Annotated in this window: 17 protein-coding genes; all 17 read right to left on the bottom strand. The window is 45.9% G+C overall.

All coding sequences use genetic code 11. The features are described 5' to 3' along the window. Complete coding sequence (rpsF, locus tag V7Z69_RS02185) at positions 1-282, bottom strand: 30S ribosomal protein S6 (RefSeq protein WP_014163471.1); 282 nt, start codon at positions 280-282, stop codon at positions 1-3. A 72-nt stretch (positions 283-354) separates the two neighbouring features. Beyond that, positions 355-660 carry an FtsB family cell division protein gene (locus V7Z69_RS02180; protein WP_014163472.1) on the bottom strand — a complete coding sequence of 102 codons (306 nt, stop codon included), beginning with the start codon at positions 658-660 and terminating at the stop codon, positions 355-357. Positions 661-662: 2 nt separating this feature from the next. After that, positions 663-2342, bottom strand: coding sequence for an arginine--tRNA ligase (gene argS / locus V7Z69_RS02175; protein ID WP_014163473.1), 1680 nt, complete (start codon positions 2340-2342; stop codon positions 663-665). A 17-nt stretch (positions 2343-2359) separates the two neighbouring features. Next, positions 2360-4177: a hypothetical protein gene (locus V7Z69_RS02170; protein WP_334138279.1), complete on the bottom strand. Its 1818-nt coding sequence runs from the start codon at positions 4175-4177 to the stop codon at positions 2360-2362. Between the two features lie 66 nt (positions 4178-4243). Beyond that, a complete protein-coding gene (secA, locus tag V7Z69_RS02165) occupies positions 4244-6931 on the bottom strand; it encodes a preprotein translocase subunit SecA (protein WP_014163475.1) in 2688 nt (895 codons plus the stop codon). Positions 6932-7068: 137 nt separating this feature from the next. After that, positions 7069-8094 (bottom strand): tryptophanase, encoded by a 1026-nt coding sequence (locus V7Z69_RS02160; RefSeq protein ID WP_334138277.1) that lies wholly within the window; start codon positions 8092-8094, stop codon positions 7069-7071. 123 nt (positions 8095-8217) lie between these two features. Next, a complete protein-coding gene (pgsA, locus tag V7Z69_RS02155; protein WP_014163477.1) occupies positions 8218-8757 on the bottom strand; it encodes a CDP-diacylglycerol--glycerol-3-phosphate 3-phosphatidyltransferase in 540 nt (179 codons plus the stop codon). 81 nt (positions 8758-8838) lie between these two features. Continuing rightward, positions 8839-9543: an ABC transporter ATP-binding protein gene (locus V7Z69_RS02150; protein ID WP_014163478.1), complete on the bottom strand. Its 705-nt coding sequence runs from the start codon at positions 9541-9543 to the stop codon at positions 8839-8841. Further along, positions 9536-10330, bottom strand: a complete 795-nt coding sequence (locus V7Z69_RS02145) for an ABC transporter ATP-binding protein (RefSeq protein ID WP_014163479.1) — start codon at positions 10328-10330, stop codon at positions 9536-9538. Before V7Z69_RS02145 ends, V7Z69_RS02150 begins: the two co-directional genes overlap by 8 nt. Next, positions 10327-11379: a branched-chain amino acid ABC transporter permease gene (locus tag V7Z69_RS02140; protein ID WP_014163480.1), complete on the bottom strand. Its 1053-nt coding sequence runs from the start codon at positions 11377-11379 to the stop codon at positions 10327-10329. Before V7Z69_RS02140 ends, V7Z69_RS02145 begins: the two co-directional genes overlap by 4 nt. Continuing rightward, positions 11376-12269 carry a branched-chain amino acid ABC transporter permease gene (locus V7Z69_RS02135; protein WP_014163481.1) on the bottom strand — a complete coding sequence of 298 codons (894 nt, stop codon included), beginning with the start codon at positions 12267-12269 and terminating at the stop codon, positions 11376-11378. The genes V7Z69_RS02140 and V7Z69_RS02135 overlap by 4 nt, the downstream gene beginning before the upstream one ends. 80 nt (positions 12270-12349) lie before the next feature. Further along, positions 12350-13423, bottom strand: a complete 1074-nt coding sequence (locus V7Z69_RS02130) for an ABC transporter substrate-binding protein (protein WP_334138334.1) — start codon at positions 13421-13423, stop codon at positions 12350-12352. 171 nt (positions 13424-13594) lie between these two features. After that, on the bottom strand, positions 13595-14785 hold the full coding sequence (locus tag V7Z69_RS02125) for a glycine C-acetyltransferase (protein WP_014163482.1): 1191 nt from the start codon (positions 14783-14785) through the stop codon (positions 13595-13597). A gap of 44 nt (positions 14786-14829) precedes the next feature. Beyond that, positions 14830-15522 (bottom strand): anaerobic ribonucleoside-triphosphate reductase activating protein, encoded by a 693-nt coding sequence (locus V7Z69_RS02120; protein WP_014163483.1) that lies wholly within the window; start codon positions 15520-15522, stop codon positions 14830-14832. 4 nt (positions 15523-15526) lie between these two features. Continuing rightward, a complete protein-coding gene (gene nrdD / locus V7Z69_RS02115; protein ID WP_334138272.1) occupies positions 15527-17683 on the bottom strand; it encodes an anaerobic ribonucleoside-triphosphate reductase in 2157 nt (718 codons plus the stop codon). Positions 17684-17687: 4 nt separating this feature from the next. Further along, positions 17688-18164 (bottom strand): transcriptional regulator NrdR, encoded by a 477-nt coding sequence (gene nrdR / locus V7Z69_RS02110; protein WP_334138270.1) that lies wholly within the window; start codon positions 18162-18164, stop codon positions 17688-17690. A gap of 179 nt (positions 18165-18343) precedes the next feature. Then, positions 18344-18802, bottom strand: coding sequence for a GatB/YqeY domain-containing protein (locus V7Z69_RS02105; RefSeq protein WP_334138268.1), 459 nt, complete (start codon positions 18800-18802; stop codon positions 18344-18346). Between the last annotated feature and the right edge of the window lies 1 nt (position 18803).

Genomic DNA, 18803 nt, shown 5'->3' with positions numbered 1-18803 from the left:
TTAGTTCTCATTGAGAACAACCATATGGCGCATAACCTGAGACCGGAGTTTCATGAGCCTATCAAGCTCCGCCACCTGTGAGGGATCCAATTTAAACTGGAAAACAGCATAGAAACCTTCTGTTTTCTTCTTAATGGGATAGGCCAAGGTCCTTTTGCCCCAGACATCAACCTTGCCTATCTCTCCTCCCAGGTTCCGTACGACCTCTTGCAACTCCTCAACAAGGGCCTTGTGGTCTTCGACCTCAGGCTCAAGAATAACCATCATTTCATATGGTCGCACGCCATTCACCTCCTCCCTTTGGACTTAGGTCTCTCTACGGAGAGACAGGGAAATGCGAGTATGTATTATACGCTATGGGTTATCATTGGACAACCCATCAGATGAAACTATTTCTATCTCGTAAAACTTTTCGCCAGGAAACGTCATGTTGAACTGTTCTCTCGCCAGCCTGGCTATTCCCTCCGGAGTACTATAAAATTTAAGCTTCTCCTCCATCTTTTGGTTTCTTCTGGTTAATTCGATCAAATAATTCATCCTAGAATCAAGTAACTCCGAAAGTCTTCTGACCTTCCTTATCTCCATGAAATACGCTGTTCCCATTATGGCAACTAGACATAAAACTGACGCAACCAAAAGGACCCAGCGTAATCTCACCATGACTACATCTTCTCCGGGGCTGACACTCCTAAAAGTTTTAAAGAGTTGGCTATCACTACCCTCGCAGCCTCCACCAAACACAATCGAGCTTTCTCAAGTTCCGGCTCTACTCCTAAAACCCTATGGGCGTTATAGAAGCTGTGGAAAACGCTGGCCACATCGTACAGGTAGAACGTAACCCTGTGCGGGGCAAGTTCCTCAGCTGCTTTGGCAATCTCCTCAGGAAACACACTTATCTTCCTTATCAAAGATAGCTCCTCCGGGGAAGTCAACAAAGAAAAGTCGACCTCTTCCAAATTCTCTGGGAGAAAGACGCCTCTGGTCTTTGCCTCCCTGAATATGCTGTGGATTCTGGCATGAGCGTACTGTACGTAAAAAACTGGGTTCTCGTTAGTGCTACTTTTGGCCAGATCCAGATCGAAATCCAAATGACTGTCAGATCTTCGCATAACAAAGAAATATCTTGCTGCGTCCACACCTACTTCATCCATTACCTCCCTCAGGGTGACAAATTCCCCCGAACGGGTAGACATGGATACTTGTTTACCACCCCTCAAGAGGTTTACGAACTGAATGAGAAGAATTTGCAGATCTTCTGGGGATCTTCCCAATGCCTGCACGGCAGCCTTCATCCTTGGGATATATCCATGGTGATCTGCTCCCCAAACATCTATGACCATATCAAAGCCCCTATCAAACTTGTTCTTGTGATAGACAATATCAGACATGAAATAGGTTGGAGCTCCATTGCTCCTGATGAGGACCCTATCCTTATCATCGGAAAAGGCCGTTGCCTTGAACCACGTTGCTCCATCAGCATCGTAAGCGTAGCCATTTTTCTTCAGCGTCTCCAGCGTCTTTTGAACCAAATCACCTTCGTATAAAGATTTCTCGGAAAACCACATATCAAAATTGACGCCGAAGTCCTCCAAGTCTTTCTTGATACCATCAAGTATCACCTTGCAGGCATAATCCTTGAAATACGGTAGAGACTCTTCTGGTGGTTCTTCCAAGAAACGACGGCCTTCCTTTTCGACTATCTGTTGGGCTAGCTCATATATGTAAGCCCCTTTGTAGCCGTCTTCTGGGAAGGGGACCCGGCTAGGCTCTCCACATATCTCGAAATACCTAGCTTGAGTGGATTTTCCTAAAAGGTCCATCTGCAAGCCGGCATCATTTATGTAATACTCCCTTTGTACGTTCCACCCAGCAAAGGCAAGTATGTTAGCGCAAACATCCCCCACGGCAGCGCCCCTTCCGTGCCCTACGTGAAGAGGACCAGTAGGATTAGCACTTACGAATTCAACTTGTACTTTTCTCCCCTTGCCCAAGTCCAATCTGCCATAATCAGAACCTTTCTTTATGGCGTCACTTAGAAGTTCTCCTATCCATTTGCTAGAGAGCGTGAAGTTAATGAATCCAGGACCAGCGACCTCTGCCTTCTCAATATATGGATTGGCACCTAGTTTGCTAACGATACCCAAGGCCAAATCCCTCGGCTTTTCTCCAAAAACCTTAGCGCACTGCAATGCAATGTTCGTTGCCCAGTCTCCATGTTCTTCTCTTTTGGGTCTTTCCACTTCAACTTCTATATCTTTTTGAATCTCAATTCCCTTCTCTTCGGCCAACTCAAGCACTGCATTTTTTATTAGCTCCCGTAAAACCTCTGATGGTCCCATCATTTATATCCTCACCCCACTTAAGGTTTTTTCTGGAGGGGGACGGTAACGTCCTTCCACCTCATAAGCCTTGTCATTAATGCCTTCAATATATCAAGTTTTTCTCCCGACAGGGAAGACCCCGCAGCGACCAATTTAGTCTCTCCTTCAAGTACCTTTCCCTTGCCACGAATCCTGACATCCTCAAGAAGGCTAACACCCTCTTTTTCATATGATCCTGTCGTCGGTAAAACTAACACTTTATAGCCATCTGGCAAACGCAACTTTAGTTTTTGCTGGAACACGAAAGGATGTCTAATCTTAGCGCTCTCTGTTTCATCAAGCACTTCCTCTTGCCACGGCATGAAAACCGTTGGCCATCGAACCAACAGATTATCTTGTCCCACTATTCCAAGATTGGTATCCACCGGTAATGTAACGGTGAACGCCGATCCCTTGTAGTCTATCTCGGCGTCCCGCAAAGACACCCCTGAAACGTTCTGGAACCTGAGGGCACCCATAAACTTTCGTACCCCTTCTTTTCCATTCTGCCCCTCTTCCAAAAGGTCTGAGATCCACGCGCCCGAGGCCTTCATATACAAAAAGCCTTCAGCTTTGCCTTCCGAACTCAAGGACAGATCCCATTGTAATTCAAGAAGATGTTTTTGGGCTGGTTGAGCACTGACAGTTTCTCTGGTTACCTCCCCCTCCTTAAGTCCCAACATGGTTCTCCCATAAAGCCCTGAAGCTACAGCTCCTGGCTTCTCAATCTGGCCAAACTTGTAGAAAAAACCTTCTCCACTTGGCGGTTTGACATAAACCACAGGGGCCTCCCACAAAGCCAAAGACCCAGGAACCTTACCTTCCGTTTCTACAGCAGGCAAAAAGAAGAGGTCTGTCTCCCATCCCATCCTTCCTAGAAGCCTCCATGCCAACGCAGCAGATTCCCACTGAGTTAAAAGCCCTTTTCCTTTTAAGGTATCAGCCCCTGCTGGTAGTGTTCCCGAAAGATCCAGAGGATGGAATGTTTTAGCATTTAATTCGCTCAGCAGGTCAAATCCCCTTTTTGTCTTGTTAGCACCATTTATCTTATTTTCTTTGACGTACACCGGCTCCAATATATCTGCAAGATACTGAATATACTCATAACCTGCTTCCAAAGATCTCTTCAAGCCTTCTCGCATACTAAAGGCGATGACAGGTTCGTTATGAACGAAAATGGAATTCCACCTTTTGGGTCTTACGTTAATTGAAGTCCATTCATATTTATCTTTCAAATTTCCCCTTTCCATAACTGGAGGATCCATACCCTCAGTCTTCCAATAAAAATCGCTTCCTTTAGGTACTTCAACTATTATTCTCTGTTCCCATTGAGGCAAAGACAATGAAACAGCCACCCTGTCCTCGACGTTTACTCTTCCGGGCCAAGTCTGCTTAAACCCTAAAACCATCACGTTGCCGTCCAAACTGCTAGGAACTCGTACAGATACAGGCGTGCTGCGAACTCCAAAGGCTGATTCAGGGAGTAGTGGCAACGTCCTTCTTAAAGTATCCCTTCCAAAAACAGCAGCCTCCAGTATCTCCAACTTTCCACCTTCAGGCGGGGCAATTTCAACTTCTGGCAAAACATCAACGAGACGGCTTACTTCCTCAAAAACCAAAAACGTGGTACGCTCCATTGATCCATCAGCGGTCAAACTGTACTTTATTTCCCTTAACAGAATCAGGCCATTGGACCCCTCGAACAATTCCGAGGAAGGTGCCTCAGTAAGTAACCTCTGCAAGTCCTGTTCGACGTCGAAGGCACCAGCACAAGGGGCCAAAAGCAAAGCCGCTGACAGCATTATCCCTACCAACAAACAAGGGCGTAGCTTAGAGGGAAACAACCTTTTCATTGAGCACCTATCCTTTCCAGACTAAGCCTTCTAATTTTTCCCACAACAGTGCTTGTACTTTTTACCACTACCACATGGGCAAGGATCGTTTCTTCCTACTTTGGGCCCCTTGCGTATGGGCTCTCTCCTGCCAACCTGGTCTCCAGCAGCTGTTTGTGTCCCTCTCTGATCGGGAACAGACATGCCTATGGGCAGTAAATCCCTACTTTCTCTTACCCTACTATCATCGCCTTTTTGAAGCTCTTCATCCTTTACCACCGAGACCCTAAACAAGTATTCAGCTATGTTGAGCCTTACCCTCTCCATCATTTCACTGAACAAATTGAAAGACTCAAACTGATATTCCAAAAGAGGATCTTTCTGTCCTATTGCCCTCAGTCCTATACCCCTTCTAAGCTCGTCCATTGCCAACAAATGCTCCTTCCACGCGCTATCCAGCACATGGAGGAAGACAAACCTTATGATCTCGTTTGCCGTTTCATCTCCCATTTCAGCTATCTTCTTTCTGAATCTCTCCCTCAAAAGATCTATTATCTTCTCAGAGGCTTCTTCGAGATCCCTGGGATCCTCCACATCCAAAAGGGGCCTTTCCACGCCAGGACCGAAAATGCCCTTGAGTTTTATGGATACCGCCTCCAGTTGTGGTTCTCCTTCCTCTGAAAAAGCACTCGAAAGAACACTCTTGACAGCGTCTTCTATTATTTGTAGCGCCCTTTCTATAAGGTTGTTCCCTGTAAGGATGCTTCGTCTCTCTTCATATACAGCTTCCCGTTGCTGATTCATCACGTTGTCATACAGTAAAAGTTGGCGCCGTATATCAAAGTGATACTGCTCCACCTTTTTCTGAGCTGACTCTATGGCTTTCGATATTAGGCCGTGTTCTATGGACTCACCTTCCTCCATCCCCAACTTTTGCATCAGTCCATCAATTCGCTCCGAACCAAACAGACGGAGCAAATCATCTTCCAGAGAAAGATAGAACCTGCTACAGCCTGGATCCCCCTGTCTTCCACTTCTCCCTCGGAGCTGATTATCAATTCGGCGAGACTCGTGCCGTTCGGTACCTATGACTTTCAAACCACCTAGAGCAACGACCTTTTCATGTTCCTTTTGGCATTCTTCTTTTTTCTCTTTCAATATCCTCTCGTATTCATCTTTGTGTTCTGTCCAATCTAGTCCAGCTTTCGCCATCTCCTCTCGGGCAAGGAACTCCGGGTTGCCTCCAAGGATTATGTCAGTACCTCGACCTGCCATGTTAGTGGCGACCGTCACAGCGTGCAATCTACCCGCCTGAGCCACTATCTGGGCTTCTTTTTCGTGATATTTTGCATTAAGGACGTGATGAGGGATCTTTCGGGCTTTCAGAATCTTGCTTAAACGCTCCGAATTCTCTATGGAGGTGGTTCCTACCAAGACTGGCTGCCCCGACTTGTAGGTTTCCTCTATCTCGTCGGCAACAGCAGCGAATTTCTCCTTTTTAGTCCTCAATATGACGTCAGGATAATCCTGGCGTATCATGGGCTTATTGGTGGGAATGACTACAACCTCAAGCCCATATATCTCTTTAAACTCTTCTTCCTCCGTAGCAGCGGTACCCGTCATACCTGCTATTTTGCGATACATCCTGACATAATTTTGCAGGGTTATAGTGGCAAGGGTCTGGTTTTCCCTGCCTATGGGCACCCTCTCCTTGGCCTCTATGGCCTGATGCAGACCGTCGGAATATCTACGCCCGAACATTAATCTTCCGGTGAACTCGTCAACTATAACTATTTCGTTGTCCTTCACAACATAATGGACATCCTTCTCGAAAAGGTAATGAGCTTTCAAGGCCTGAACTACTCTGTGTCCTAGCTCTGAATTATGATATTCTCCGAACAAGTTCTCCACGCCAAGAAGCTTTTCACATTCAGCTATGCCCTCTTCTGTAAGAGCCACATTTCGTTCCTTTTCGTCTATTTCAAAATGAACTTGGGGTTTGAGACGTAGGGCAACATCATTAGCTCTCTTATATATTTCAACATTATCCTCTGAAGGCCCTGATATGATAAGCGGCGTTCGTGCCTCGTCGATTAATATTGAATCCACCTCATCAAGGATGATGTACTCATGTCCCCTTTGGACCAACTGTGATGAATGTAGAGCCATGTTGTCCCGCAGGTAGTCGAATCCAAACTCCGTGTTAGTGCCATAAGTTATGTCCGCTTGGTAGGCTTCCTTCCTCTTCTGGTTGTCCATGAAAGCATAAATTACCCCTACACTTAGACCAAAGAAGTTATAGATAGGCCTCATCCACTCGGCATCCCTCTTGGCCAAATAGTCGTTGACTGTAACGACATGAACTCCCTTTCCAGAAAGAGCATTCAAAACAACCGGTAAAGTGGCGACCAAAGTCTTTCCCTCACCGGTTTTCATCTCTGCTATCTTGCCTTCATGAAGAGCGATACCGCCCATAAGCTGGACATCGAAATGTCTTAGCCCCAAAACTCTCTTGGATACCTCTCTTACAGCCGCGAAAACCTCAGAAAGTAGGGAATCTAGACTCTCGCCTCTCAAAATCCTTTCTCTATATTTGGCTCCCAAATTGGAAAGTTCTTCATCAGACAGCTTCTCCATTTCCGGTTCCAAGCTATTTATAGCTTCCACTATTTTCCTGTATCTTTTCAAATGTCTTTCGTTCTTATCGAGCCCTAACTTCTTCTTTAACCCTTCAAACATTCCATTCACCTCTGCGAAAATAAAAAACAAATCTTTACATCAGATTCCCATTATAGTGTTCCCTCAAAGTCCAGTCAAAAAAGCGGAGCTTGCAAGCTCCGCTTTTTCTTTTTGGGTTATTTATTTTTGTGAATTTGTTACAGGTTGAAGGGCTCCAAATGGGCTAAGAAGTGGTGTATCCCCTCTACCGGAGGTGCGTATTTCACTTTTAGGCCGTACCTTACCTGGTCCCTTCTCTTGTACACATCTATTATTTTCTTAGCCACATACTCGAGATGGCTGTTTGTGTACGTCCTTCTGTTTATGGCGAGCCTGTAAAGCTCAAGCTTGGGCAACTTTAATTCCCCTGTTTTCTCGTCCTTGGTTCCGAAGGCCAAGGCTCCTAGCCCTATACCTCTTATAGCTCCTTCCCTATAAACCTCTATGGATAAAACGTCCGCCGGGAAGTACTCCTGAGGAATATGTGGAAAAAACGCTGCGGCGTCTATAAATATAGCGTGCCCTCCCGTGGGTTTGACGAAGGGAACCCCTCCTTCTTCAAGGAGCTCACCAAGGTATCTAACCTGAGCAATCCTGTGGGCCATATACTGTTCATCGGTCATCTCTCTTAGTCCCACAGCAAGGGCTTCCAAGTCCCTACCTGCAAGTCCACCATAAGTGGCGAACCCTTCAAACAGAATCACCCTGGGCAAAAGGGTGTGGTACATCTCCTCGGTCCTGCAGCATATCATTCCTCCGATATTGACCAATGGATCCTTCTTACATGAAACAGAAATCCCATCAGCAGTGTCCATCATTGCCTTGAGGATATCTGCCAAACTCCAAGAGGCATATTCCTTTTCCCTCATCTTTATAAAGTAAGCGTTCTCTGCCATCCTAGCAGCATCGATAAAGAACGGGATATTGTATTTCTTGGCCACTGCAGAAACTTCTTGTAAATTCTTCAAACTAACTGGTTGTCCGCCACCGGAGTTGTTTGTCACGGTAACCATTATGAGAGGAATGGAATCCCTATGCTCAATTATAACCTTCTCAAGTTTGTTGATATCCACGTTACCCTTGAAAGGATGATCACTTTCCGGATCAAAAGCTTCATCTATGACGCAGTCTACAGGCGTAGCACCGTTATTGAATATGTGTGCTCTGGTGGTATCAAAAGGCATATTGGAGGTCTAACTGGTCTCTCTCCGCTTTCTTGGCTGTCTTACATTATAGCACCTTACCACCCACAAAATAAGAGGCAACATTTTCTCGTTTCTGTTGCCTCATGAAGCATTAAAAGCTCTCTAGAAAATGTCCTTCAATTTCCAGAAATAATCCACCCCGGATGCTACTGTAATTATCATCGCCAGTATCATTGCCAAAAAACCACCTGGAAGGTTGAAAATGACGACTAGTATGGCGATGATCTGTATAATGGTTTTCGCCTTACCCCACTTAGAAGCAGCTACCACTCGCCCCTCCGATATTGCCACCATTCTAAGCCCAGTAACGAAAAATTCCCTTGAAACTATGACCACAACTATCCAAGCAGGCAAGCGCTGCAACTCTACCAAGGCTATTAAAACAGCGGTCACCAATATTTTGTCCGCAAGGGGGTCCACCAGCTTGCCAAAGTTTGTTACTAATCCTTTTTTTCTGGCTATGTACCCGTCCAATGTATCTGTCAGGGCAGCTATTATAAAAATGACCCCTGCTAACAGATCACCGTAAGGTAACCCGAAGAAATCTCCCCACTGAATTCGTAAAGTCAAAATTACCATAATGAGTGGAGCCAAAAAAACCCTTAGCAGGCTTATCGTATTGGGTAAGTTAAGCGTCGTCATATCTTCCTCCCAAACAAGAACAGATAACCGAGGGGGCCGCAAGAAAGCGGCCCCCTCGCAACGTTGGCATCTAATAATTTGCTACCCTCCCAGGTACGCTTCTTTGACCTTTTCGTTCTCCAATAACTCTTGGCCGGGGCCCTCAAGCACTATTTTACCAACTTCGAGGACATAAGCATAGTGAGCCACCTTAAGCGCTGCAAAGGCATTCTGTTCGACCAACAAGACAGTCTTCCCTTGAGCATTGATGGCCTCTATTATCTCAAATACCTCTTTGACCAACAATGGAGCTAGTCCCAGCGAAGGTTCATCTAGCATGACCACATCTGGCCGGCTCATAAGAGCTCTACCAAGTGCTAGCATCTGCTGTTCTCCACCAGAGAGGGTACCCCCCTTTTGCCAAGTCCTCTCCTTCAATCTGGGGAACAGTTCGTAGACCCACTCAAGATCCTTCTCTATGCCTTCTTTGTCGTTTCTCGTATACGCCCCGAGCATCAAGTTCTCCAAAACCGTAAGGTGCGGGAATATTCTTCTACCTTCTGGAGACAAGACTATTCCTGCTTTCACTATATCTTCCGGTGGCAAACTATCAATTCTCTGACCTTTGTACGATATGGAGCCTTTAGCCTTCTTGACCAAGCCTGCTATGGACCTAAGGGTGGTACTTTTGCCAGCCCCATTTGCACCTATCAACGTTACTATCTTGCCCTCAGGCACCTCAAAGGATATTCCTTTAAGAGCGTGAATGCCGCCATAGTAAACATGCAAATCCTGAATGCTAAGCATTTTGCACGTACTCCTCTCCAAGATAAGCCTCTATAACTTTTGGGTTAGACTGGATCTCTTTTGGAGTTCCCTGGGCGATGGTGACGCCATAGTCGAGAACCCATATCTTCTCACATATACCCATTACCACCTTCATGTCGTGCTCGATCAAAAGTATGGTGAGATCAAACTGTTCTCGTATGTCCCTAATAAAACCCATCAGCTCCTGAGTCTCCTGGGGATTCATTCCTGCAGCTGGCTCATCCAAGAGAATGAAGGTAGGCTCAGTTGCCAAAGCTCTAGCTATCTCAAGCCGCCTTTGGGCTCCATAGGGTAAGCTATCTGCTCTCTCTGCTGCATATTCCCGCAATCCAACGGCCTCCAACAATTCCAAGGCCTTATGACGTATGGCCTTTTCTTCGGCAAAATACGAGGGCAAACTGAGCAACGCATGCCACCATGTGGTTTTTTGTCTCAAATGACCACCTATCATGACATTCTGCAGGACCGTTTCGTTGGAAAACAGCCTTATGTTTTGGAACGTCCTCGCTATACCAAGCTGACATACTTTATAGGGTGGAAACCCGGTAATATCCATGCCCCTGTAGAATATGTGACCTTCCGTAGGAGTATAAAACCCAGTTATCATGTTGAAGCAGGTAGTCTTACCTGCTCCGTTGGGGCCTATTAGTCCGTAAATCTTACCCTTTTCTATTTGGATGTTGAAATCCGACACGGCTGTGAGACCGCCAAACCGCATGGTTACGTTTTTCGTCTCAAGAACTATATCTTGGGATGTGGACATCATCCTCTTCCACCCCTCTTTCTAAAAAACCCTAACACGCTATCCCACGTTATCTCTCTCATTCCCATTATGCCTTGTCGTCTGAAAAGGATAATAAACAAAAGAGCCAACGAGAAAACAAGCATCCTCATACCAGGGATCCCTGGGATGGACAGAGAACCTATGTTGATAGGATTCTCAACGAACCTGAGCCACTCAAGAAGTACCGTTATTATTACTCCTCCTATTACGGAACCAGATATGGAGCCAAGACCTCCTGCAACGACTATCATTAGGACGTTGAACGTAAGTATGAAGAGGAACATCTTTGGATCTATGGTGGTCAGGAGACTGGCAAGCAGGGCACCACCAACTCCTGCAAAGAACGACCCTATCGTGAAAGACGTAAGTTTGTATTTAAAGGTATTTATCCCCATGGCCTTCGCTGCAATCTCATCGTCCCTTATAGCTTTGAGGGCGTTACCGAAATTGCTGTTCACCAACCTCACTATAACGAACAGCGTGACGAAACACCAGCCATAGTTCCACCAAAGATTAGCATAGCCTGGAATACCCTTTAAGCCTAGCGCTCCATTGGTCACCCTGGGCAAGTTGTTCGCCAATACTCGTATTATCTCAGCAAAACCCAAAGTAGCTATCCCTAAGTAGTCTCCTCCCAGTCTTAGGACAGGAAGTCCTATCAATATACCAAACAAAGCAGCCATTAGACCACCTGCCAAAACTGCCACGAGGAAAGGTGCATGCATTACGGAGAAAGGCCACATAGCAGGTTCCAATATGAAGAGCATCTCCTTTTGCATGGGCGGAAGGATCAAAAGGGCACATGTGTAAGCTCCTATAGCCATGAAACCTGCGTGCCCCAAGGAGAACAAGCCAGTAAACCCATATATGAGGTTCAAACTTAGGGCCAATATGATATTGACTGCTATAAGGTTAAGTATCTGTATTTTATAGCCATCCAAGTGATTTTCTGCCCAATAGAGGAACAATGCCAAACAACCCAACGCTAAGGTATTCAAAATGTAGTCTCTTTTTTTGATCACTTCCATCATACTTTATCCTCCAGCTTCTCTCCAAGAAGTCCAGTGGGCTTGAAGAGTAATATTATTATGAGGAGAACAAAAGCAAAAGCATCTCTATAACCTGCAAGCGACGGCATAAAAGCCACTATCATTATCTCTATGAAACCCAATATAAGGCCTCCAATAACGGCTCCCTGGATAGATCCGATGCCCCCAAAGACCGCAGCGATAAAGGCCTTGAAACCGGGTATCACTCCCATTATCGGTTGCAGCTGGGGATATCGAAGAGCCCACATTATCCCCGATGCAGCGGCTAAAGCAGAGCCCATACCAAAGGTGAGAGCAATTACTTTGTTTACCGGGACTCCCATTAGCCTGCTGGTCTCTATATCCTTGGATATAGCTCGCATGCCCAACCCTGGCTTCGTTTTATAAACGACAAACAGCAAAGCCAGCATCAAAACAAAGGAAAGGGCAGGAACTACCAAAGTAAGAGGCAAAAGCCTAACCTTCCCCAACACTATGACATTAACAAGCCAATCTGGCCTTTGAACTTCTCTAGGTATCGCAGAGAAAACGACTATCGCAAAATTCTGCAAGAAAAAAGAAACACCAATGGAACTGATTAGAGCTGAAATACGAGGGGCTTCCCTCAATGGTCTGTAGGCAACCCTGTCGACCATTATTCCTGCAAAAGACGTAACTATGATCGAAACGATAACTGCCACAAACCAAGGCAAATGGAAAAGAGTTACTCCCCAAAAAACAAAATACGCACCCAGCATAAATATCTCGCCATGAGCGAAGTTAATGAGGCGCAGTATACCATAGACCATGGTGTAACCTATGGCTATCAAGGCATACAAGCTACCCAAAGTAAGGCCATTTAACAAATGTTGAATAAACATTGCTAAGCTCATTTGAGCTCCTTCTTGCTTTCAAAGAGATGGGGGAGGCTATATCCACTCCTCCCCCCTTTTTTGTTTTGAATATGTGGAACTTACAGTTCAGGTTCTATAGTGGTAACATACTGTTTTTTGCCGTTTACTATCTTAACTATTCCAACGGGCTTCTCCGCGTCGTGAGTCTCGTTAATGGTAGTGACGCCAGTTACTCCAACGAATCCTTTTGTCTCAGCCAAAGCCTTGGTGATGGCTTCGGGATCTGCGCTTCCAGCACGCTTAATGGCATCTATCAAGATCATGTATGCATCATATCCAAGTGCTGCGTTAACATTGGGATCTTCGTCGGGATGAAGCTTCTTCCAGTTTTCTGTAAACTCCTTAGCCACTGGATTCATATCCTTCATGGAAGGATCATAGGGGAATGTTGTGTGGATGAATCCTTCAACTGCGCTGCCACCTATCTCCGCAATCTTCGGGTTGTCCATGGCATCTCCACCCATGATCTGGAAGTTGGCTCCCAGCTCCTGAGCCTGCTTCATTATTATAGCGCCCTCTGCAAAGTACGATGGAATAAACAGGACATCAGGTTTTTTGCTTATAATCTCTGTAAGCTGTGCAGTAAAGTCCTGATCACCTGAATTGTACTTGAGCTTGGCAACTATCTCGCCGCCCATCTTCTTGAATGATTTTTCAAAGAAGCCTGCAAGTCCTACAGAGTAGTCATTGGCAACGTCCACAAGCAGAGCTGCTTTCTTTAGGCCAAGAACCCTGTAAGCATAAGTCGCTGCACCCGCTCCCTGGTACGGATCTATGAAGCACACCCTGAAAATGTACTTCTTGCCCTGGGTTACCAAGGGGTTAGTGCAGGATGTTCCCACCATAGGGATGCCAGCTTTCTCTGCCACTTCTCCGCCAGCCATGGCAAGGGAAGAACCGTAAGTGCCTATGATTGCTACGACCTTGTCCTTGTTGATCAAACGTTTTACGGCATTTGCGGACTCCACTTTGTCAGATTTGTTGTCCACGACGAAGAGCTCTACCTTCTTACCCAAGACCTCCGGTGCTTCTTGATGGGCCATCTTGACTCCATCAAGCTCCAGCTGTCCTCCGAAGGCATTCTGACCAGTCAGCGGAAGATAGACACCAATCTTAATGGTATCCTCTGCCATGACGGCACCCGCGCTGGCAAGCAATAACCCCAGCACTAAAACAGCAGACAAAAAGCTACACAATAAACCTTTTCTCACGCACCTTCACCCCCACTTTTAGTATGTTTCTGTAAAAATTCTACACGAAAAAATATTTTTTTGAAACCCTTTGAGGATGGCCAGTATATGCAACTAGCCAATTATCCCTAACTCCTTACCTGCCTCGGCGAAGGCGGAAACAGCGTAATCCAAGTCATCTCTAGTGTGAGAAGCTGAAACCATAACCCTTATGCGCGCCTTACCTTTAGGAACCGTTGGGAAAGCTATTGCCTGGGCAAAAACGTTCCTCTCGAATAGTTTCATGCTCAACTCTTTGGCCAGTGTAGCCTCGCCGACCATTACAGGGGTTATAGGGGTTTGAGTATGTCCTGTATCGAAACCTAGCTCTCCCATCCTAGCCCTGAAGTAAAAGGCGTTATCCCAAAGTTTCTCCACGAGCTCGCCGCTCTCCTGCAAGATCTCGACTGCCGCAATGTTCGCCGCTACATCAGGAACGGTTAAGGCGCTGCTGAATAGGTTGGGCCTCGCTTTCTGCCTGAGATACTCTATAAGCTCGCTCTTGCCGGCCACAAACCCTCCCATGACTCCAAAGGCTTTTGACAGTGTGCCCACCTCCACGTCCACTCTGCCATGAAGGTCAAAATGGTCCACTATTCCTCTGCCTCTCCGGCCAAGGACTCCTTCTCCATGGGCATCATCCACCATTATCATTGCACCATACTTTTCCGCTACCTCGACCAGCTCAGGCAAGGGGGCTATGTCGCCATCCATGGAAAAGACTCCATCGGTTACCACAAGTTTTCTACAATTTGTTCCTTCTTTTTCCTTAAGCGCTCTTTCCAAATCATCTGGATCGTTGTGTTTGTACCTTACTATCTCGGCCCTACTTAGGCGACAACCATCTATTATGGAGGCATGATTCAGCTCATCACTGAAAATGAGGTCTCCCTTGCCAACTAAGGCAGGTATAGCTGAAAGGTTTGCGCAAAAACCGGACTGAACCAGCATTGCTGCCTCTGTTCCCTTAAATGCAGCCAATTTTTTCTCTAGCTCTATGTGAACTGACATGGTGCCAGCTATCGTCCTTACGGCACCTGGGCCGACTCCGTATTGATCAATGTACTTCTTTGCTTTGTCCTTTAGTCTTTCCTCGTTGCACAACCCCAAGTAATTATTAGAACACAGGTTCAATACTTTGCGTCCCTCAATCACGACCCACGGCCCTTGAGGGCTTTCTATCGTCCTTATGTAAGTATATAAGCCCTCGTCTTTGAGCCTCTTTAATTCCTCTGTTACGAAATCCATCCTAACGGCCACTTTCATCACTTCCTTCTGTTAAGATTTTTGGTCACCCTATATGTTATTTATTATAAATCAATCCCTACGACAGGAACGTCCGGTAAAAATTCTTTCACATCCAAAGGAGACGGTTCTGCATAATAGAGATACTCCTCGTCGAGGGTTTTTCTGGAGGAGAAAAGCTGAATCCTCCAAGATCGATCGTGGGAAAGTTGCTTTTGGACTTCCTTTAAGTCTTCCAAAGACATAAGATGAGGAACGTATGTGGTTCGCAATACGTACTCCAAATTGGAACGACGTAAAACATTCAAAGAGGCCTTAACCAACTCTACCGACACATTACTGCGGGTAATATGCTGATATTTGTCCCATGGCCCTTTCATATCCATAGCCACACAGGATATCAGCTTTTCATGAATAAGAGTCTTGAGCATGTCTGGGTTAGAACCGTTAGTATCAAGCTTTACGGGCAAACCCGTTGCTTTTTTAAGCTCCCTTATGAAACAAGGCAACCCTTCATGTACAGTCGGTTCTCCACCAGAGATCACTATACCATCAAGGAAATCCTTCCTGCACTTTATTTCTTCAATAACCCATTCTTGACTTAAAAGATCAACCTCACCCAATACGAGCTCCCTGTTATGGCAATAAGGACAGTGAAAATTACAACCTTGAGTAAAAATCACAGAGACAACTCTGCCATCCCAATCCAAAAAAGAGACGGGCAAAAGCCCGCCTATCGGTATATTCCCATCACTCATAACATCAATTCACCCCTACCCTGATCCTGTCCTTAAGCTCCCCTCTTTTACCAGCGTTCCAGGAAGAAGTCTTGGTGAAGTAACCTGTTATGCGGGTTATACCGTCTACGTTCTTGCTACCGCAAAAAACACAAGCCTCTTTGAGCCCTCTGCTGATCTTCCCACAATCGCTGCACACGGTAAACTCGGGGCTGAAGGTAATCTGAGCATTTTCACTATGCAAATAGGTTTTGCGCACGAAGGAAGCCAATGCTCGAGGATCTGGCCTCTTCTCCCCTAGCCAAATGTGAGTTATGGCCCCTGCCTTTATCATGGGATGGAACCGGCCCTCTTCTATGACCCTAGTGATTGGATCAACCGGAGCGTCATACGCAAAATGGGTGCTGTTGGTGTAATAAACTTCTCCAGTTTTTATATTCCCCTTTACATAACGAGGAGCCAGCTCTGGGAAATTTCGAAGGTCCAGCTTAGCAAACCTGTAAGCCGTACTCTCCGCAGGAGTCTGCTCTATAACCATTTTCAAGTTGTGTTTTTCAGCAAGCTCCTGACACTTCAATTCCATGTACTTGATAACCGCAAGCCCCAAATCCATAGCCTCTTTGCTTTCATGAAGGGAGCTGCCCACCAAACAGCTCACCATTTCCTCTAATCCCAGCACGCCCACTAAGAAACTAGCCTTTCTCAATCTAAGATACGCCTCGCCATCATGTTTAACGCAAAGGGCAGAGAGAGGGCCGTTTTCCCCTAAGGATAAAATCTCCTCCAAGAAGCGTTTCTTGCATTTATGAGCCTTTGCGGCAAGCTCCATGGCTTCATCCAACAAAGCAAACGCAGTATCCACATCGCCCATGCTTCTGTAAGCAATTCTGGGCAAATTGATGGTGACATTTTGCAAAGCACTGTAGCGCATCTTCCAAGGAGTAGCAGCCTCCTTCAAATCTTCGTCAGTCAATTCAAAACTCAACCTGCAGCACTCACTCAACTTTGCCACTCCGCCTCTGTCAAAGACGAAATAAGTATTGCCCTTTTCTGAGGCCACCTTACATGCGAGGGCAAGGCACTCCTCCCACCCGGGTTCCTTGAAGAAATCATCAGTTATATGAAGCAAAGGTTTGGGGAAGAAAAATGGCTGTCCTCTTTCGTCTCCCTCTAAATAGACCTCAAAAAGAGCCTTCAAAAACAGCTTTGCTTCATGAGAATACTCAGAATAGGTTTTGCCCGTAGGAACGCCGCCCGGCCCTAAGGCCTCAACGTCTCTAAAGTGCCTTGGGATTTCAAAATACAGATTTATATCAGTAAAAGCCACTTGACCCCCACGGCCACCTGCAAGCTGGTTGAATTCAAAGATCATCATTTGAGCCAACTGCTTGATATGCTGATAATCCAATCCAACCAAATACGGGGCAAAGAACATGTTCACCGCATCCCAACCAATGGCACCTGCAAAATTATTCTGAAGGACTGAAGTCATCTTGGACATGTGAGCTATAAGGACCTCAGGGTGCTTCGCTGGCGATGAAACGCTTGTGATGGAGGGCAAATTTATCCCGTACTTGATGACATAAGCCAAACTTTGTCCAGAGCAGTAAGGCCTATTTACCATACCAAGATCGTGTAAGTGAATATCCCCTGCAAGATGAGCCCTGGCAACATCGGAAGGAAAAATCTTCTTGAGAGCATACTCCTTGAGTATCCTCTCTGCAATGGATAAGTTTATTGACTCTGGATTGTGAGTGGTGTTGCTGTTTTCTTTATTAGGAGCCAACAGCAGCCTTTCCAGATCGTAAAGAGGTAACCCCAACCTTGAATGATCTTTCAGTTTGGCATCCAGTCCTCGCTGAAAAAGCTTTACGTTGACTATCTCCCTTATCAAATCTGTGGTCACCCTACTTCTTCCATAACGAGATATTTCATCTTCAACTTCAATAGCAATTTCCTCTGCTAGAGAGGGTTCCACTCCTGCTTCTCTTATCATGGCGTCTCTTATTTTGGTTAGATCCCATGGAGCTTGTTCCTCACCACTTAGGGCCTCTACCATCAACAACAAATCAGTGGACTCTTGAGCGTTTACTATATCACCTGAGGATGTGAAAAACACTCCCTGTTTTCTTTTATGAGTCTTCGTGCCTTCCCCAAAAGTTTTATCTGCTCCACTACTCATGGCTTCAATCTGCCTCCCCTCTCTTCATTCCATCGGTAATGTGCCTTATCTCCTCTATGAAACTGGCCACATCTGTGAATTCTCTGTAAACAGACGCAAAACGCACATAGGCAACTTTATTGATCCCCCTAAGCTCTTCCATGGCCATTTCTCCTATCATTTGGCTTGGAATTTCATTTTGCCCGCACCTTCGGAGGTTGTTTTCAATCCTAGTTACAGCTTCCTCAAGCACATCCAACGGGATCGAAAGCTTTTCACAGGCTCTCGCCATTCCTTTCAACAATTTATCTCTATCGAAAGCCTCCCTTTGGCCACCCTTCTTGACCACCCACAGCGCATGGGCCTCCTCAAAACGCTCATAGGTCGTAAAGCGATTTTGGCAACTTGGACATTCCCTTCTCCTCCTTACTACCCTTCCCTCGCTGACTGTCCTCGTCTCTAGGACCCGAGTCTCCCATGCATCGCATTTGGGACATCTCAATCCAACCACCACCATATATAATGTCTAGATCAAATTATAACACTATATTTAAGGTCTGAGTAGCAAGATAATATTCTTACAATTAATAAAAAAACGGACCTCCCAATTAGAAGGTCCGCCCATACTCCGAAACACTCACTTAGTGCCAAATCAACGCTTTTTTCACTAAAAGCAATAAGCTAGTTCTGCTTGAGCAACTTCTCCACAACGCTTCTTACTGCTGCGCCATCAGCTTTGCCTCTTATCTTGGGCATAAGCTTGCCCATCACCTTACCTATATCCGAGCTGCTTTGAGCTCCTATTTCCTCTATTGTCTCTTGTGCCATCCTTAATATCTCTTCTTCAGATAACTGCTCCGGTAAGTACTTCTCAAGGATACCAATCTCTAATCTCTCTGCCTCCGCTCTATCTTTGGCTCCAACGCCCTCATACTGCTCTGCGGCTTCTCTGCGTTGTTTTATCATTTGCCTCAGCAATGCCACGTAATCAGATTCGCCTAGGCAAGAATCCTTACCTTTCTCTACCTTTTTGTTCTGTACTGAGGCTTTAAGCATTCTAAGCACATTTACAGCCTTGTCGTCTCCCCTTTTAAGCGCATCTACGAGGTCTTGTTGGATCCTTTCTTCAAAATCCTTCAAG

It is taken from the genome of Thermovirga lienii (genome assembly GCF_036847465.1).
GTDB lineage: Bacteria > Synergistota > Synergistia > Synergistales > Thermovirgaceae > Thermovirga > Thermovirga lienii.
The sequence above is the reverse complement of the archived record's forward strand: the minus strand, read 5'-3'. Positions and strand labels throughout refer to the sequence as shown.

Coding starts and splice junctions, on each gene's coding strand:
- V7Z69_RS02180 (WP_014163472.1), bottom strand. CDS start 660: ATGGTGAGATTACGCTGGGTCCTTTTGGTTGCGTCAGTTTTATGTCTA.
- argS (WP_014163473.1), bottom strand. CDS start 2,342: ATGATGGGACCATCAGAGGTTTTACGGGAGCTAATAAAAAATGCAGTG.
- secA (WP_014163475.1), bottom strand. CDS start 6,931: ATGTTTGAAGGGTTAAAGAAGAAGTTAGGGCTCGATAAGAACGAAAGA.
- V7Z69_RS02160 (WP_334138277.1), bottom strand. CDS start 8,094: ATGCCTTTTGATACCACCAGAGCACACATATTCAATAACGGTGCTACG.
- pgsA (WP_014163477.1), bottom strand. CDS start 8,757: ATGACGACGCTTAACTTACCCAATACGATAAGCCTGCTAAGGGTTTTT.
- V7Z69_RS02150 (WP_014163478.1), bottom strand. CDS start 9,543: ATGCTTAGCATTCAGGATTTGCATGTTTACTATGGCGGCATTCACGCT.
- V7Z69_RS02145 (WP_014163479.1), bottom strand. CDS start 10,330: ATGATGTCCACATCCCAAGATATAGTTCTTGAGACGAAAAACGTAACC.
- V7Z69_RS02140 (WP_014163480.1), bottom strand. CDS start 11,379: ATGATGGAAGTGATCAAAAAAAGAGACTACATTTTGAATACCTTAGCG.
- V7Z69_RS02135 (WP_014163481.1), bottom strand. CDS start 12,269: ATGAGCTTAGCAATGTTTATTCAACATTTGTTAAATGGCCTTACTTTG.
- V7Z69_RS02130 (WP_334138334.1), bottom strand. CDS start 13,423: ATGGCAGAGGATACCATTAAGATTGGTGTCTATCTTCCGCTGACTGGT.
- V7Z69_RS02125 (WP_014163482.1), bottom strand. CDS start 14,785: ATGAAAGTGGCCGTTAGGATGGATTTCGTAACAGAGGAATTAAAGAGG.
- V7Z69_RS02120 (WP_014163483.1), bottom strand. CDS start 15,522: ATGAGTGATGGGAATATACCGATAGGCGGGCTTTTGCCCGTCTCTTTT.
- nrdD (WP_334138272.1), bottom strand. CDS start 17,683: ATGAGTAGTGGAGCAGATAAAACTTTTGGGGAAGGCACGAAGACTCAT.